This is a genomic window from Achromobacter animicus (genome assembly GCF_902859585.1).
Taxonomy (GTDB): domain Bacteria; phylum Pseudomonadota; class Gammaproteobacteria; order Burkholderiales; family Burkholderiaceae_B; genus Achromobacter; species Achromobacter animicus.
Genome location: NZ_CADIJM010000019.1, coordinates 1 through 14494, shown reverse-complemented (window position 1 = coordinate 14494; position 14494 = coordinate 1). Strand labels below are relative to the sequence as shown.

Sequence of the window (14494 nt, the reverse complement as noted above, 5' to 3'; positions counted from 1 at the left end):
TTGCATGGGAGGCGCCCGCTTGACCGGCGCGGGCGGCCGGGCGCAACATAAAGGCCCATTTCGACCACGTACCGGCGCGGCGCGCATGGTCGCCGCGTCTGGCCCGCACACCATGAATCTTCTGTCTACCCGGGCGGCCGCTGCCGCCACGCTTGCCGCCGGCCTTTTTGCGGCGGTACCCCCCGCGCATGGCTGGACCCGCATTTCGTGCGACCTTGCCGGCACCGTTGCCACGTTTCCCACCACCTTCCGCCAATTCCGCACCGACGGCACGGAACTAACACAGGTGCTGTTCAAGCTGAAGGTGAAGGCTGCCGACATACCGGACGGCGAGCGAGCGGACACCGACTGCGCCGAATTCGTGAACAAGGACGTCGACGTGGTGCTGGAGAACGTGGCCGCGCGCAACATTATGCGCGGCAAGGCCTTGAAGGTGCGCTACAAGTACGACGAATCGCTGGGGCAGACGCTGGCGACCAAATACGAACTGGCGCGCTGAGCCTGCCCCTCCCGGTGTCCCGGCAGCGGTATCAGTCGCGCGGTATCAGTCATTAACCGAGCAGGACACGGGCGCGCCGTCTTCGAATTCCACGTCGTAGGTGTGCACCGGATCCCAGGGCAGCGTGAACCACAGTTCGTAGCCGTCGCCGTCTTCGTCGAACAGCCACAGCGCGCGCAGCACGGCTTTTTCGGCCATGGCTTCGGCGGTTTCTTCGGCCAGGAGCTGGTCGTCTTCAATGCCCAGCTTTTTGTAGTGCTCGTACGAATAGTTGTCGAGGAGGAACTCGGCCGCGGCAAGAATCTGTTCGTCCAGGTTGTCAATGATGGCCTTGACCACCTTGGAGGCGCCGGCAAGGGGCTCTTCGCCGTCGGTCTGGATCATGACGTGAATGGGGGGCCGACCCTCTCCGGCGGGGACGTTTTCCGCCGCCCACAGATCGGGTTCTTCGAGGTCCTGGGTGAAATTGAATCGTGCCATCGGGGGCTCCGTAAATTGAAACGGCAAGCCGGAAAAGGCAGCGGCTTGCCCTAGGCCGTGAGACCTTTCAGCCATTTAACCAGATGCCGGCTCCTGCGTCTGTGGCGGGAAGCGACGTTTTTGCGCCTAGGACATGCGCACGTCTTGCCAGACCGGCGCGGGGCAAGGCGCGGACCGCCCCTGGCGTTATCTGCCCTCGTCTCCCGCCTGCGCAGGCGCCGCCGCATTCGCGCACAGGTCCAGCAGAATGTCGGAAAACTGTGATTCCGCCGTCAGCGCCTGTTCCCGCTTGCGCCGGATCAGGTTGATCGGCGGCAGCTCCCAGCCGAAATCCCATGGCACCATGCCCAGCCTGCCGCGCTGGCACAGTTCGCGCGCGATGTCCTCGGGCACCACCGAGATCGACGACTCGTTCAGCGACAGGATGCCCTCGATCACGTCCGTGGAGTAGGCCTCCAGCACCGGCGACGGCGGCTGCAGCCCGGCGCGGATGAAATGCTCCACGATCAATTGCCGCGTCGGCGTGTTGGCCGCCGGCAGCACCCAGTCCAAGGCCGCGACGGCAGCCCAGTCCGGCTTGCGCCGCGCCAGCCGCTGGGCCAGCCTGCCATGCGCTATAAGACGGGGCCGCTGGCGATACAGCACGCGATGCATCAGGTCTTCGTGCATCACCGTGGACGTGGCGCGGCTGATGATGCAGTCCAGTTCGTGCTGGCGCAGCATCGGCACCAGGTGATCCGTCGTGGCGCGGTGCAGGCTCAGCGTCACGCCGTGGCGCTGATGCAGGCGGCTGATGGCGGCGGTCAGCAAGGCGCTGGACACGTACGGCACCACCCCCACGTGCAGATGCGCCGACCGTCCGGCATGCAGCGCCTCGACCTCGCGCTCCCATAGATCCAGGTCACTGAGCATGTGCCGCGCGCGCACCAGCGCCAGATTGCCCAGCGCGGTGGGCTGCAGGCCGCTGCCGGTGCGCAAGAACAGCGGCGCGCCAAAGATGTCCTCCATTTCGGCCAGCGCCTTGGTGACCGCAGGTTGACTGATGCCGGTCTGCGCGGCGACCCGCGTCAGCGATTTAAGGCGGTCGATGTTGACCAGCAGCGTCAGATGACGGTGCTTGAGTCGGTTGGCAAGACGGACGGCATCCGGGCTCATGGCAGTTTTCTCTATAACCGTCTGGTTATGCAATTATGCCAACAAAGATAAAACCAGTTATTTCAGGCACCTATACTGCTTGCATCCTCTTCAGTCTTGCGGGAACCGCCCGATGAATCCGTCCTTCACCACCCGACCTGAAATACGCGGCACGTTCGGCGTGGTGTCGTCCACGCACTGGCTGGCATCGCAAGTAGCCATGAGCGTGCTGGAACGCGGCGGCAATGCCTACGACGCCGCCGTGGCCGGCGGTTTTGTGCTGCAGATTGTCGAACCGCACCTGAACGGGCCGGGCGGCGAAGTCCCCATCCTGTTCTGGAGCGAGCGCGAGCAACGCATGCGCGCGCTGTGCGGACAGGGCCCGGCGCCCGCGCTGGCGACGCCGACGTACTTTCGCAAGATGGGGCTGGACCTGGTGCCGGGAATCGGCCTGCTGCCGGCGACGGTGCCCGGCGCGTTCGGCGCCTGGCTGACGCTGCTGCGCGACTACGGCACGTGGGAGCTGGCCGACGTGCTGCAGCCGGCCATCGGCTATGCGCGCGACGGATTTCCGCTGGTGCCGCGGATCTCGCAGGCGATTCTGGCGGTGCAGGCGCTGTTCCGCGACGAATGGAAAAGCTCGGGCGACGTCTGGCTGCCGGGCGGCCGCGTGCCCGCCCCCGACGCGCTGTTCCGCACGCCCGCCATCGCGGCCACCTACACCCGCATTCTTGATGAAGCGCACGCCGCCAGCACCGACCGGCGCGGCCGCATCGACGCCGCGCTCGACGTCTGGTATCGCGGTTTCGTGGCCGACGCCATCGACAGCTTCTATACGAACGAGGCCGTGCTCGACACCACAGGGCAGCGCAACCCCGGGCTGCTGCGCAAATCGGACCTGGCCGACTGGCGCGCCACGTACGACGAACCGCTGACCACGCAATATGGCCGCTACACGGTGGCCAAATGCGGTGTGTGGTCGCAAGGGCCGGTGCACCTGCAACAGCTCGCGCTGCTGCGCCATCTGGACGTCGACAAACTGGACCCGCTGTCGCCGCAGTTCGTGCACCGCGTCGCCGAGGCCGCCAAGCTGGCGTTCGCCGACCGCACCGCCTGGTATGGCGATCCCGATCACGTCCAGGTGCCGCTCGCGGCCCTGCTCAGCGACGACTATGCGCGAGCGCGCGCCGCCGGCATCGGCGAACGCGCCTCGGCCACGCTGCAGCCCGGCAGTCCCGGCGGACTTGCGCCGCGCCTGCCCGACCTGGATGCCGCGATCCGCACGCTGGCCGCGTCGGACACGCGCTACGGCGTGGGCGAACCGACCTTTGCCGCGTTGCCGCCCGTCTCGGAATGGGCGACGCGCGAACTGTTCGTGGGCGACACCTGCCAGATCGACGTCATCGACCGCGACGGCAACATGGTGGCCGCCACGCCATCGGGCGGCTGGCTGTCGTCCAGCCCCGTCGTGCCCGAGCTGGGCTTTTCGCTGACGACCCGTCTGCAGATGACCTGGCTGGACGACGGCGTGCCGGGCCAGTTGCAGCCGGGCAAGCGTCCCTGCACCACGCTGTCGCCCGGCCTGGCGCTGCGCGACGGGCTGCCGTACATGGCATTCGGCACGCCCGGCGGCGACCAGCAGGACCAATGGACCGTCGCATTCTTTCTGCGCCATGCCATGGGCATGAACCTGCAGGCGGCCATCGACGCGCCGTCCTGGCACATTGATCACTTTCCCGGCTCGTTCTGGCCGCGTTCGCAGACGCTGAACCGGCTGACGGTGGAATCGCGCATGCCCGACGCCACGCTGGACGCGCTGCGCGCCGCCGGCCACGACGTCAAGGTCGGGCCGGACTGGTCCGAAGGCCGCATCAGCGCCTGCACGCGCGAGCCGGCCGCGGGCGGACAGATGCTGCTGCGCGCGGCGGCCAATCCCCGCGGAATGCAGGGATACGCCGTCGGCCGCTGAATCGATTTTCATACGACCGGCTCTCAGAAGCCGGACACAACGCAAGGGGTAAACACCATGACACTGCACTTCAAACGACTGCTGCGCACGTTCGCGCTGGGCCTGGCGATGGCCGCGCCCGCCCTATCGCACGCCGCCTGGCCCGAAAAGCCCATCACGCTGGTCGTGCCGTGGGCCGCCGGCGGCTCCACAGACATCCTGGCGCGCGTGCTGTCCGAAGGCCTGACGCAATCGCTGGGCCAGCCGGTCATTGTCGAGAACCGCTCGGGCGCATCGGGCAACATCGGCACGGCCTTCGTCGCGCGCGCCAAGCCGGACGGCTACACGCTGCTGGTGGGCTCGATGAGCACGCACACGATGAACCAGGCGCTCTATTCCAACATGCCGTTCGACGGCGTGAAGGACTTTACGCCCATCGCCGAGCTGGCCCTTGTGACCAACACGATGGTGGTGCATCCGTCGGTGCCGGCATCCAACCTGAAGGAATTCATCGCGTACGCGAAGGCCAATCCCGACACCGTGGCGTATGCCTCGGCGGGCCAGGGCTCGACCAACCACCTGAGCGCGGTGCTCTTCGAAAAGGCCGCCGGCGTGAAGATGATGCACATCCCGTATCGCGGCGGTGCGCCTGCGGTTCTGGATACCGTGGCAGGCCGCACGCAGGTGCTGTTCAGCGCCGGCACGCAGACGCTGCCGCACGTGCAGTCGGGCAAGCTCAAGCTGCTGGCCGTCACCGAGGAACAACGCTCGCCGCTGCTGCCCGACGTGCCCACCGTGGCCGAAACGCTGCCGGGGTATGAGCTGGCGGTCTGGTACGGCGCATTCGGTCCGGCCGGCATGCCGCCGGAACTGGCTGCCAGGCTGAACCGCGAGATCAACGTGATCCTCAAGCGGCCCGACGTCATCAAGAAAATGGGCGACATGGGCGTGCTGCTGACCGAAACCACGCCCGAGCAGTTCGGCCAGATCCTGGCGCGCGATGCCGACAAGTACGGCAAGCTGATCAAAGAACTGGGAATCACGGCGGAATGACGGACGCATCTCCCAGCCCGGCGCTGGCCGGCGTGCAGGCCATCGCCCGCGCCTACGCGGACGGCCTGCCGGCCGCCGCCTTCCAGGCAATCGACGACTATGCGCGCCTGCACCTGGCGCACGCGTTGTGCACCGTGAATCGCTACGATGCCGACGCCATGCGCGTGGTGCGCCTGTACAGTTCGAACCCGCAGGCGTACCCGCCGGGCGGCAGCAAGGACAAGACCGGCACGGCATGGGGCCGGCAGGTGTTGCTGGAACAGCGGGTGTTCGTGGGCGAGGGAGAGGCGGCCATCCGCGAATTCTTCAACGACCACGATGCGATCCGCAGCCTGGGACTGCAATCGGTCATCAACGTGCCGGTCGCGTATGACGGCGTGTGCCTGGGCACGGTCAACTTCCTGATGCCGCGCCCGGCGGTGTCGGACGAAGACATTCACGCGGCGCGCGTGGCGGGTCTGCTGGCGCTGCCGGCGTTCCAGGCGCTGCAACGGGCGGCGTGAAGGGGGAGGCGCGGATGCCGTGAACGTTACGGTATCTGCCGCCGACGCCCGCCGTCGGAAACTTCCGCCGTCAGCAACTCCCGCCTCGGAAACGCCCGCCTCGGAAACGCCCGCCTCGGAATCGTCCGCCGCGGGAATCGCCCGCCGCGGGAAAGGCCCGCCCCGGGAAACGCCCGCCCCGGCAACGATCTGAAAGACATCTGTCACAAATGCCGAAGTCGCGGGACGGCGCCGCAGGTATATTGGACCTATTTCCCCCATTGCCTGGCGCTCATCATGATCAAAGGTTCCTGCCTCTGCGGCCGCGTTGCCTACGAGATCAACGGTCCGCTCACCGATGCCCTCAACTGCCATTGCGTGATGTGCCGCAAGACGCACGGCGCGGCCTTCCGCAGCCGAGCGACGGTCCAGTCGAAGGATTTCGCCTGGACACAGGGCGAAGACCACGTGACCTGGTACGCGTCGTCGCCCGGCAATTACCGGGGTTTCTGCGAGGCTTGCGGCACACCGCTGCTCAGCCGCTTTGACCAGACGCCCGACGTCTACGGCCTGCCGCTCGGCGCGCTGGACGACGATCCGGGCGTCAAGCCCCTGGCGCATTACCACGTCGCCAGCAAGGCTCCCTGGCACGACATCACGGACGCACTGCCCCAGCACCCCGGCGCCATGGACGACGCCCCGGAGCACGAGCCGCAGGTATCGCCGCTGACCTTTTCGCACGGAAGATGAACCCACGTCCGGCTCCGGACTTCACAGGAGACTGATATGAGCGACTACGGCGTCGTACTGGACCCGACCACCTTGCAATTCACGCGCAGGCTGCCTGCGAGCGTGCAGGAGGTGTGGGCCTGGCTGACGGAATCCGACAAGCGCGGCCAGTGGCTGGCATTCGGCGACATGGACCTGATGGAGGGCGGCGGCGTCACCCTGCGGTTCCTGCATGCCGACCTGTCCTCCGTGCGCGAACCGACGCCCGAGGCCTACAAGCCCTACGAGGAAGGCCTGACCACGCAGGGCCTGATCACCCGGTGTGAACCGCCGCACGTGCTCAGTTACACCTGGGGCGGCTCGGCGGGCGCCCCGTCCGAAGTGACCTTCGAAGTGTCCCCTGAAGACGACGGCGCGCGGCTGGTGCTTACGCATCGCAAGCTCGCCACGCGGGATGACATGGTGGACGTGGCGGGCGGTTGGCACACGCACTTGAACGTGCTGGCAGCCCGTCTGGCCGGACGCGATCCGGGCCCCTTCTGGTCGGCCAACGCCGCCTGGGAAGCGGAATACCAGCGCCGCATCCCGCGCCGATAGAGTCGTTCAAGCGCAACTATCGCGGCCGAATCCGGGATAAAAGCTGGCTAAACCGCCGGCTTTGCGGTAACATAAACCCGTGATTTTTCCGCAAAAACCGGACTTCGGTCATCCTGCGTGCCAACCTGTAGCGCCCAAGAAAGGGCGCTACTGAATGAACGTCAGCGACGCGAACGAGATCCGGTTTTTTATTGGGGCCGCCCCTGTTGGGTGCACCCCGTCACTGCCCAGAACGCCGCTGCAGTCCCCGTGGCGCCCGGCGTTGCCGCAGACTCGGCAACCCCGCTTCATCCGGCAAGGTGCCCGCAGCACCCCCGCCGCGACCACCGCGCGCATCGCGCGCACTTACCTCAGGGCGCGAGTATCCGCCATTTCAGACATCCGCCCGGATGCCGTGGCCCATACCCACGCTTGCCCGAACGTTTTTTTGCGTTCAAACCGCTGGACCGGTTTATCCGAGTCCGACGCGCTTGCCGCCTTGCGCGGCGCGACATGCCGCAGGCATGCCTGCGCGTTTTGATCAAGGAGTAGAAGATGGCTAAAGAAGAACTCATCGAATTGGATGGCATCGTTGACGAAGTGCTGCCCGATAGCCGCTACCGCGTCAAACTGGACAACGGCATCGAAGTCGGCGCCTACGCGTCGGGCCGTATCCGCAAGCACCGCATCCGCATCCTCGCGGGCGATCGCGTCACCCTGGAAATGTCCCCGTACGACCTGACCAAGGGCCGTATCAATTTCCGCCACAAGGACGAGCGCGCCCCCACGATGCAGCGTCCCCAGCACCACCGCCGCTAAGCCGGCCGCCCGGGCCGGCTTCTTGCCGGCGCCCGGCTCCCTCTTTTCGCGGATCCTTAAGCAGGATTCGCGCACTGCCGTAATGCGTGGATCGCCTGTTCATGAAAGAATGGCGCTCCTCGCCTGGCGCAACGCCAGGCCGGATACGCACGAAGCACGATGGACCTGAAAGAAGAATTGCAAGCCGCCGCAGACCAGCTTGCCCTCTCGCGAAGACGTTTCGCAAAGGGCGAGGAAGGCCTGCGCCTGCTGCGCCAGTCGCGCGAGGCGTTCATCAACAGCCTGCGCAATACCGGCCTGACCTACGCCGAAGCCAAGACCAAGTACGACAACTGCCTGGACGACCAGGAAGCCGGTCAGCGCAACGTGCAACAGCAGATGGAATACGCCGAGCGCATGCACCAGTATGTGCTCAAGCGCATCGCGCTCGAGGCCGAGAAGGCCTGAGCGTCGCCGCCCCGTCAGAGCGGCACGCGTCAGAGTTTGGACGCATCAAACCTTGAACGCGTCAAAGCCCATACCAGTCAGGGCTTGAACGCCCCGATGAAGATCGCCGGATCGATGCGCGCATCGTTCAGGCTGACGTTCCAGTGCAGGTGCGGGCCCGTCGCCCGCCCGGTCGCCCCCACCTTGCCCACCACGCCGCCGCGCGGCACCTCGTCGCCGACCTTCACCGAGATCGCCGACATGTGGCAGAACATGCTGACGAAACCCTGGCCATGGTCCAGGAACACCGTCTTGCCATTGAAGAAATAATCCCCCACCAGCACCACCACCCCGGCCGCGGGCGCCTTGATGGGCGTACCGGCCGGCACGGCGAAATCCAGGCCCGAATGCGGATTGCGTTCCTGGCCGTTGAAGAAGCGGCGCAGGCCAAAGGGGCTGGACAGGCGACCGCCGTCGACCGGACGATCCAGGATCAGGTTGCTGGGCGTGACGCCCGCGCGAAAGCCGCGGTAGGCTTCGACCTGTTCGGCCAGTTCCCGCTCAATGCGCTTGAGGTCGTCCGGATTCGGATCCACCTGACGCCGGTTCTTGAGCGTGATGTGCTGCGCCACGTAATCCTTGGCGCCGACCGTGAACGCCACCTGACGCGTGCCGCCGCCGTCCTTGACCTGCACCTGTTCCTGGCCAGGCTTGACGGTAAGCGGAATGCCGACCACGGCGATCCACTGCTTGCCCGCTTCCCGCACCACCAGCACGGGCCGGTCCAGGTAGGTGACCTGGGGCGCGGCCGCGCCGTCGCCCAGGCTCAGCACGGCCACGCCGCCCGGCACGCGGGCGTCGAGCTTGCGGGTGATGTAACTGGCCTGCTGCGCCCGCGCGGGCCAGGCCAGGCACAGGGCAGCGGCGGCCAGCCCGGCGCGCAGGACGTCGCGGCGGGCAACCATGACGTTTACAGGCACAGGTTGGCCGGTTCAATGATGGTCTGGTCGCGGCGGGCAATGCGCGTCGACAGCCGCGCCTCGGTCTTGCCCTTCCAGTGCGTGGTCGTCAGGACGGCCTCGACGCCCAGGCTGCCGTGCAGGACGAGCTCATACCCGTTGCGCACCGGCTTCTGTTCGAAGTTGACGTCCAGTCCCTTCCAGGCTTCCGCCACGCATTGCGTGTAGTCCTGGGCGGTGCGCTGCGTGGATCCGTAGAACACGGGATCGCGGTCGCGGACGTCTTTGACATTGGCGCAGGCCGTCAGGGCAGCCAGGGCGGTAAGGGACAGGATGGTACGAACCTTCATGACGATGAAAACTCTCGGTCAGCAGGGGTTGATCGGGGCGGCCAACTATACCGCACGGTCTTGGCGGGGCGAGGCCCGCCATGGTGTGCCGCAACGGCCAGCCACCGCGCAAGGCAATGCAGCGTTGTCGCCCGCGCTACGCTTGCGCGGGCCGCCGGGCGGACTTGGGGCGGAAGGCCGCGATGACCTCGGAGCGCGTTTCGGCGTACGGGCCGCCGATGAGGTCGATGCAATACGGAATGGCGGCGAAGATGCCGGGCACCAGCACGGCGCCGTCGTCGTCCTTGAGTCCTTCCAGCGTCTCACGGATAGACTTGGGCTGGCCCGGCAGGTTCACGATCAGGGCGGCATGGCCGTCCGTTTCGCGAATGACTGCCACCTGCCGCGACAGGATGGCCGTGGGCACGAAACGCAGGCTGATCTGGCGCATCTGCTCGCCAAAGCCCGGCATTTCCTTGGTGCCGACCGCCAGCGTGGCCTCGGGCGTGACGTCGCGCCGGGCGGGGCCGGTGCCGCCGGTCGTCAGGACGAGGTCGCAGCCGCAGCCATCGACCAGTTCGATCAGGGTTTCGGAGATGCGGGCGGGCTCGTCGGGAATCAGCCGCTCCACCGCCTGCCACGGCGACACCAGCGCGCCGCCCAGCCATTCGCGCAGCGCGGGCAGCCCCTGATCCTGATAGGCGCCGGTGGAGGCGCGGTCGGAAACGGACACCAGCCCTACGATGAGTTCGTCGGGGTGGCTGCGGGCGATACGGGCAAGGTCGGTCATGGCGTAAGGGGAAATCCGGCGGTGAAGCGCCGCGGCGGCGGCGGCAGGCGGTGCGGCGGGCCAGGGGTCCGGGACGGCCGCGCGACATCGATGCTATCGCATTCTGCTGGGCGGCATGCGGCGGGCGCGGGCGGCGTCTGAGCGGAGTGCGACCGGGACGGTCCGAGTGGCCGGGGTGGCTGGGGTGGCTGGGGTGGCCGGGTGGCTGGGGCGGGACGGGGGGGGCCGGGACCAAGTGTCGCAAAAAGGGGAATTGGCGCGCCGCCCAGGGTTTCCCGCGCTTGTTTGCGTCATGGCCGCTGGATAACATCCGCTAACAATACCGCCCCTTTGTCCCGGCGCGACGCATTTTCGGGTTTCCCATGTTCAAACGCACCCTTCGGCAGCACGCGCTTGCCGCGGCGCTGACCTTGTCCGCCGCGGCCGTGGCCGGCTGGGCGGCCCTGCACACGCTGGCCCTGAAGACCGAACCGGTGCCCGCGGCCGCACCCGGCATCTACATCCCCAACCTGGGCAATACGCTGGACGAACAGACACGCAATCTGTCGCGGCTCAGCCAGGCGCTGCGCACGGGCGATCGCCTGGTGATCCTGGGGTCGTCGGAGCTCACCAGCAACGACCTGCGCTTCGTGCCCTACCGCTTCCTGGCCGACGAGCTGCAGATGCCCGTCCTGGCGTACGGCCATTCCGGGTTCCAGTCGATGGGCATGCAGTTCGTGCTGGCGGCGCTGGCCGATGATCTGTCGCCGGCCTCGCGCGTGGTCGTGATGCTGTCGCCGGGCTGGTTCGACGGAGAGGGCGGATTGGGGCCCGACGAGTTCAAGGAGCACGCCAACCCGCTGCTGCCCCGGCTGCTGCGCCAACCCGATGGCAGGTCGGAAGTCTTGCGGTGGCTGGACGCCAAGGGCGACGCGGGCGTGTACTGGTCGATGGCGGCCGAGCAGGCATACGTGTTCCGTCAACGGCTGGCCAGCCTGTGGGCGCCGGCTTACGCCGCCCCCATTCCCGAACGGGAACGCGAAGGCCCCGCGGCGGCGGCGCGCGTGGTGGACTGGGACGCCTTGGCCGGTCAGGCGCAGGCCGCCGAGCAGGCGCTCATGACGGACAACCGCTACGCCGTGCGTGACGACTTCTTCAACAAGTACCTGCGCAGCATCCCCGAGGGCGGCAAGACCGCCTACCAGCCCCAGCCCCTGACCGGCCGCGACGAATTGCGCGAACTTGACGCCCTGATGGCGCTGCTGCACCAGCATCACGTCAATGCGCTGTTCGTCATGCAGCCGCTGCACCCGATGGTCTTCAACGACCTGGCCCGGTTCGACCCGATCCAGCAGCAGGTCGCCGGCCTGTGCCAGCGTTATGCGATGACCTGCATGGACATGTACGACGCGCCCTTCGAGGTCGGCACGCTGCGCGACGTGCAGCATCTGGGCGAGCTGGGCTGGCTGCGCGTCAACCAGAAGATCGCCGAGGTATTCCGCCCATGAAAAGAACGCTGTGGCTCTGCATGCTGTATCTGGGAATCCTGGCCGTGATGGTCATCCAGGCGGATACGTCCGCCAATCTGGGCAAGCCCATGGAGATCGAATTCCAGTATTCGAAGTTCTAAGATTTGGGGGCCGCTTCATTCAGGGACAGGTCATAAATCTGCAATAATCGGGGCATTCTCGCCGGAACCTCGCCCCCTCCCCCATGTTCGACCTCTTCCACGGCCTAGACCTTTGGGTTGGCCTCAGTCTTGTGCTGGCCCTGACATTCGTCCTGGCCTTCGAATTCATCAACGGCTTTCACGACACGGCAAACGCCGTGGCAACGGTCATCTACACCAAGGCCATGCCGCCGCATCTGGCGGTCGTCCTGTCCGGCATCTTCAACTTCCTGGGCGTCTTGCTGGGCGGCGTGGGCGTCGCGTATGCCATCGTCCATCTGCTGCCCGTCGAACTGCTGATCAACGTGGACACCGGCCGCGGGCTGGCAATGGTCTTCGCCATGCTGGCGGCGGCCATCGCCTGGAACCTGGGCACCTGGTACTTCGGCATTCCGGCGTCCAGCTCGCACACGCTGATCGGCTCGATCCTGGGCGTAGGCCTGGCCAATGCGCTCATCACCGACCTGCCGCTGGGCGAAGGCGTGAACTGGGGCAAGGCCATCGATATCGGCCTGTCGCTGGTGGCCTCGCCCATCGCCGGGTTTGCGGTGGCAGGCCTGCTGCTGCTGGCGCTCAAGCGCTGGCTGCCGCTGTCCAAGATGCACAAGACCCCCGAACAGCGCCGCGCCATCGACAACAAGAAGCACCCGCCGTTCTGGAACCGCCTGGTGCTGGTGCTGTCGGCCATGGGCGTGAGCTTCGTGCACGGCTCGAACGACGGCCAGAAGGGCATCGGCCTCATCATGCTCGTGCTGATCGGCATCGTGCCGGCCAACTTCGTGCTGGACACCCACAGCACCACCTACCAGATCGAACGCACCCGCGACGCCGCCAACCACCTGATGGTGTTCTACCAGCGCAACGAAGCGCTGCTGGGCGATTTCCTGGCGCTGCGCCGCGTCGACATCCAGGAAGACCTGCCCGCCAATTTCCGCTGCGACCCCGCCCTGACCGTACCGACCATCATGGCGCTGCAAAAGGACCTGCACGGGGTTTCCAACTACGCCGACCTGTCCGCGCAAAAGCGCATCGACGTGCGCCGCTACCTGCTGTGCCTGGACGACACCGCCAAGAAGGTGGCGCGCCTGGAAGGCCTGCCCGCCCGCGAGGCCGCCGACCTGCAACGCTTGCGCGCGGACCTGACCGCCACCACCGAATACGCGCCTTTCTGGGTGATCGTGGCCGTGGCGCTGGCGCTGGGCGCCGGCACCATGGTCGGCTGGCGCCGCGTGGTCCTGACCGTCGGCGAAAAAATCGGCAAGCAGGGCATGACCTACGCGCAGGGCATGTCGGCGCAGTTGACCGCCGTGGGCGCCATCGGTCTTGCCAACGTCTTCAGCCTGCCGGTGTCCACCACCCACGTGCTGTCCTCGGGCGTGGCGGGCACCATGATCGCCAACAAGACGGGGCTGCAGGGCAACACGGTGCGCAACATCCTGCTGGCCTGGGTGCTGACGCTGCCCGCCTCGATGCTGCTGGCCGCCGGCCTGTTCTGGATCGGCGTGCAGATCGCGGGCTGATCGCAGCCTGACGGATTCGGCCGTGCAGGCAATCTGCACGGCCGCTGCAACACTCTGGGTAGCGCGCCGGCCTATGCGCCCGCGCCCGGCGCCGTCTACGATGGCGCCATGACACCCGCATCCCCTACCCTGCATTACATCTTCGATCCGCTTTGCGGCTGGTGCTACGGCGCCGCGCCGCTGGTGGAGGCCGCCCGCGCCGTGCCGGGCCTGAACATCGAGCCGCATGGCGGCGGCATGATGACCGGCAGCAACCGCCAGCCGGTCACCGACGCCCTGCGCCGCTACGTCATGCCGCACGACGAGCGCATTGCGGGCCTCACGGGCCAGCCGTTCGGCGCCGATTACTTCGACGGCCTGCTGCGCGACAGCGGCGCCGTGTTCGATTCCGAACCGCCCACCACCGCCATCCTGGCCGCGCAAACGCTGGCGGGCCGCGGCCTGGACCTGCTGCACCGGCTGCAGCGTGCGCATTACGTGGAAGGCCGGCGCATCGCCGATCCCGCCGTGCTGCGGGCGCTGGCTGTGGAGATCGGCCTGGACGCCGAGGCCTTCGACGCTGCCTACGCACAGGCACAGGGCGCCGAGACTGCCGCCCACATTGCCGCCAGCCGCCGGCTGCTGGCGCAAGTCGGGGGCACGGGCTTTCCGACGCTGGCGCTGGAGCGCAACGGCGCTTTCACGCTGCTGGAACCCAGCCGGTACCTCGGCCGTCCCGAGCAATGGCGCGACCACCTGACGGCGCGCATCCAGGGCGGCGCCTGACGCCCCGGATCAGGACTCTTCGATATCGCCGTCGCGCTGCAAGGCGCGATGCATCGCCGGACGCTCACCCAGGCGTTCGGCGTACGCATTGAACACGGGCGTTTCGGGCACGATCTTCATCCGCATCATGTATTGCAGCGAGCCGCCCAGCACGATGTCCACAGCGGAGAACCTGTCGCCCAGGAAAAACGGCCGCGCCTGCAGCACCCGCGTCAGCACCTCTTCGACCTTGTATGGTGTGGATGCGTCTTTCGAAGAAGAAAGGCGCTGGGGTAAGGGACGTCTTCAACCATCAGCCGGTTGCACCCGGACTGCCACTACGAGAGCATCCCACCCC

General features: G+C 67.0%; 18 protein-coding genes. 12 read left to right on the top strand and 6 right to left on the bottom strand.

What is annotated here, in order from left to right:
* The first annotated feature begins 112 nt into the window (after window positions 1-112).
* On the top strand, window positions 113-499 hold the full coding sequence (locus HV681_RS25280) for a hypothetical protein (protein WP_175125869.1): 387 nt from the start codon (window positions 113-115) through the stop codon (window positions 497-499).
* 45 nt (window positions 500-544) lie between these two features.
* Here HV681_RS25280 and HV681_RS25275 read toward each other — a convergent pair whose 3' ends face one another.
* Both HV681_RS25275 and HV681_RS25270 read right to left on the bottom strand, forming a co-directional pair.
* Window positions 545-979 carry a hypothetical protein gene (locus HV681_RS25275; RefSeq protein ID WP_175125868.1) on the bottom strand — a complete coding sequence of 145 codons (435 nt, stop codon included), beginning with the start codon at window positions 977-979 and terminating at the stop codon, window positions 545-547.
* 186 nt (window positions 980-1165) lie between these two features.
* A complete protein-coding gene (locus HV681_RS25270) occupies window positions 1166-2134 on the bottom strand; it encodes a LysR family transcriptional regulator (RefSeq protein WP_175125867.1) in 969 nt (322 codons plus the stop codon).
* A 112-nt stretch (window positions 2135-2246) separates the two neighbouring features.
* Here HV681_RS25270 and HV681_RS25265 point away from each other — a divergent pair, with 112 nt between their 5' ends.
* The 7 genes from HV681_RS25265 (at window position 2247) to HV681_RS25235 (ending at window position 8167) form a co-directional block, all read left to right on the top strand.
* On the top strand, window positions 2247-4082 hold the full coding sequence (locus HV681_RS25265) for a gamma-glutamyltransferase family protein (protein ID WP_175125866.1): 1836 nt from the start codon (window positions 2247-2249) through the stop codon (window positions 4080-4082).
* A gap of 57 nt (window positions 4083-4139) precedes the next feature.
* The gene (locus HV681_RS25260) at window positions 4140-5114 is read left to right on the top strand and encodes a Bug family tripartite tricarboxylate transporter substrate binding protein (RefSeq protein ID WP_175125865.1); all 975 of its coding nucleotides are present in this window, start codon (window positions 4140-4142) and stop codon (window positions 5112-5114) included.
* Window positions 5111-5617: a GAF domain-containing protein gene (locus HV681_RS25255; RefSeq protein WP_175125864.1), complete on the top strand. Its 507-nt coding sequence runs from the start codon at window positions 5111-5113 to the stop codon at window positions 5615-5617. Before HV681_RS25260 ends, HV681_RS25255 begins: the two co-directional genes overlap by 4 nt.
* A 276-nt stretch (window positions 5618-5893) precedes the next feature.
* On the top strand, window positions 5894-6346 hold the full coding sequence (locus HV681_RS25250) for a GFA family protein (RefSeq protein WP_175125863.1): 453 nt from the start codon (window positions 5894-5896) through the stop codon (window positions 6344-6346).
* A 36-nt stretch (window positions 6347-6382) separates the two neighbouring features.
* Window positions 6383-6922 carry an SRPBCC family protein gene (locus tag HV681_RS25245; RefSeq protein WP_175125862.1) on the top strand — a complete coding sequence of 180 codons (540 nt, stop codon included), beginning with the start codon at window positions 6383-6385 and terminating at the stop codon, window positions 6920-6922.
* 534 nt (window positions 6923-7456) lie between these two features.
* Window positions 7457-7720 (top strand): translation initiation factor IF-1, encoded by a 264-nt coding sequence (gene infA, locus HV681_RS25240; protein WP_056570934.1) that lies wholly within the window; start codon window positions 7457-7459, stop codon window positions 7718-7720.
* Between the two features lie 159 nt (window positions 7721-7879).
* Window positions 7880-8167, top strand: a complete 288-nt coding sequence (locus tag HV681_RS25235; protein WP_175125861.1) for a hypothetical protein — start codon at window positions 7880-7882, stop codon at window positions 8165-8167.
* A 77-nt stretch (window positions 8168-8244) separates the two neighbouring features.
* Here HV681_RS25235 and HV681_RS25230 read toward each other — a convergent pair whose 3' ends face one another.
* The 3 genes from HV681_RS25230 to mog form a co-directional block, all read right to left on the bottom strand.
* On the bottom strand, window positions 8245-9111 hold the full coding sequence (locus HV681_RS25230; protein WP_175125860.1) for a peptidoglycan DD-metalloendopeptidase family protein: 867 nt from the start codon (window positions 9109-9111) through the stop codon (window positions 8245-8247).
* Window positions 9112-9116: 5 nt separating this feature from the next.
* Complete coding sequence (locus tag HV681_RS25225; protein WP_175125859.1) at window positions 9117-9455, bottom strand: hypothetical protein; 339 nt, start codon at window positions 9453-9455, stop codon at window positions 9117-9119.
* Window positions 9456-9591: 136 nt separating this feature from the next.
* Entirely contained in the window at window positions 9592-10224 is a 633-nt protein-coding gene (gene mog / locus HV681_RS25220) for a molybdopterin adenylyltransferase (RefSeq protein ID WP_175125858.1), read from the bottom strand.
* A gap of 362 nt (window positions 10225-10586) precedes the next feature.
* Here mog and HV681_RS25215 point away from each other — a divergent pair, with 362 nt between their 5' ends.
* The 4 genes from HV681_RS25215 to HV681_RS25205 all read left to right on the top strand — a co-directional run bounded on the left by HV681_RS25215 (window position 10587) and on the right by HV681_RS25205 (window position 14157).
* Entirely contained in the window at window positions 10587-11711 is a 1125-nt protein-coding gene (locus HV681_RS25215; protein ID WP_175125857.1) for a D-alanyl-lipoteichoic acid biosynthesis protein DltD, read from the top strand.
* Window positions 11708-11833 (top strand): hypothetical protein, encoded by a 126-nt coding sequence (locus HV681_RS28060; RefSeq protein WP_255595213.1) that lies wholly within the window; start codon window positions 11708-11710, stop codon window positions 11831-11833. The genes HV681_RS25215 and HV681_RS28060 overlap by 4 nt, the downstream gene beginning before the upstream one ends.
* An 83-nt stretch (window positions 11834-11916) precedes the next feature.
* On the top strand, window positions 11917-13392 hold the full coding sequence (locus HV681_RS25210) for an inorganic phosphate transporter (RefSeq protein ID WP_175125856.1): 1476 nt from the start codon (window positions 11917-11919) through the stop codon (window positions 13390-13392).
* Window positions 13393-13500: 108 nt separating this feature from the next.
* Complete coding sequence (locus HV681_RS25205; protein ID WP_175125855.1) at window positions 13501-14157, top strand: DsbA family protein; 657 nt, start codon at window positions 13501-13503, stop codon at window positions 14155-14157.
* Between the two features lie 9 nt (window positions 14158-14166).
* Here HV681_RS25205 and HV681_RS25200 read toward each other — a convergent pair whose 3' ends face one another.
* Window positions 14167-14376 (bottom strand): glutathione S-transferase C-terminal domain-containing protein, encoded by a 210-nt coding sequence (locus tag HV681_RS25200; RefSeq protein WP_254595067.1) that lies wholly within the window; start codon window positions 14374-14376, stop codon window positions 14167-14169.
* Window positions 14377-14494: the final 118 nt, after the last annotated feature.

Excerpts from the sequence above, each read along its gene's own strand:
- HV681_RS25280 (WP_175125869.1), top strand. The coding sequence starts at position 113 with ATGAATCTTCTGTCTACCCGGGCGGCCGCTGCCGCCACGCTTGCCGCC.
- HV681_RS25275 (WP_175125868.1), bottom strand. The coding sequence starts at position 979 with ATGGCACGATTCAATTTCACCCAGGACCTCGAAGAACCCGATCTGTGG.
- HV681_RS25270 (WP_175125867.1), bottom strand. The coding sequence starts at position 2,134 with ATGAGCCCGGATGCCGTCCGTCTTGCCAACCGACTCAAGCACCGTCAT.
- HV681_RS25265 (WP_175125866.1), top strand. The coding sequence starts at position 2,247 with ATGAATCCGTCCTTCACCACCCGACCTGAAATACGCGGCACGTTCGGC.
- HV681_RS25260 (WP_175125865.1), top strand. The coding sequence starts at position 4,140 with ATGACACTGCACTTCAAACGACTGCTGCGCACGTTCGCGCTGGGCCTG.
- HV681_RS25255 (WP_175125864.1), top strand. The coding sequence starts at position 5,111 with ATGACGGACGCATCTCCCAGCCCGGCGCTGGCCGGCGTGCAGGCCATC.
- HV681_RS25250 (WP_175125863.1), top strand. The coding sequence starts at position 5,894 with ATGATCAAAGGTTCCTGCCTCTGCGGCCGCGTTGCCTACGAGATCAAC.
- HV681_RS25245 (WP_175125862.1), top strand. The coding sequence starts at position 6,383 with ATGAGCGACTACGGCGTCGTACTGGACCCGACCACCTTGCAATTCACG.
- infA (WP_056570934.1), top strand. The coding sequence starts at position 7,457 with ATGGCTAAAGAAGAACTCATCGAATTGGATGGCATCGTTGACGAAGTG.
- HV681_RS25235 (WP_175125861.1), top strand. The coding sequence starts at position 7,880 with ATGGACCTGAAAGAAGAATTGCAAGCCGCCGCAGACCAGCTTGCCCTC.
- HV681_RS25230 (WP_175125860.1), bottom strand. The coding sequence starts at position 9,111 with ATGGTTGCCCGCCGCGACGTCCTGCGCGCCGGGCTGGCCGCCGCTGCC.
- HV681_RS25225 (WP_175125859.1), bottom strand. The coding sequence starts at position 9,455 with ATGAAGGTTCGTACCATCCTGTCCCTTACCGCCCTGGCTGCCCTGACG.
- mog (WP_175125858.1), bottom strand. The coding sequence starts at position 10,224 with ATGACCGACCTTGCCCGTATCGCCCGCAGCCACCCCGACGAACTCATC.
- HV681_RS25215 (WP_175125857.1), top strand. The coding sequence starts at position 10,587 with ATGTTCAAACGCACCCTTCGGCAGCACGCGCTTGCCGCGGCGCTGACC.
- HV681_RS28060 (WP_255595213.1), top strand. The coding sequence starts at position 11,708 with ATGAAAAGAACGCTGTGGCTCTGCATGCTGTATCTGGGAATCCTGGCC.
- HV681_RS25210 (WP_175125856.1), top strand. The coding sequence starts at position 11,917 with ATGTTCGACCTCTTCCACGGCCTAGACCTTTGGGTTGGCCTCAGTCTT.
- HV681_RS25205 (WP_175125855.1), top strand. The coding sequence starts at position 13,501 with ATGACACCCGCATCCCCTACCCTGCATTACATCTTCGATCCGCTTTGC.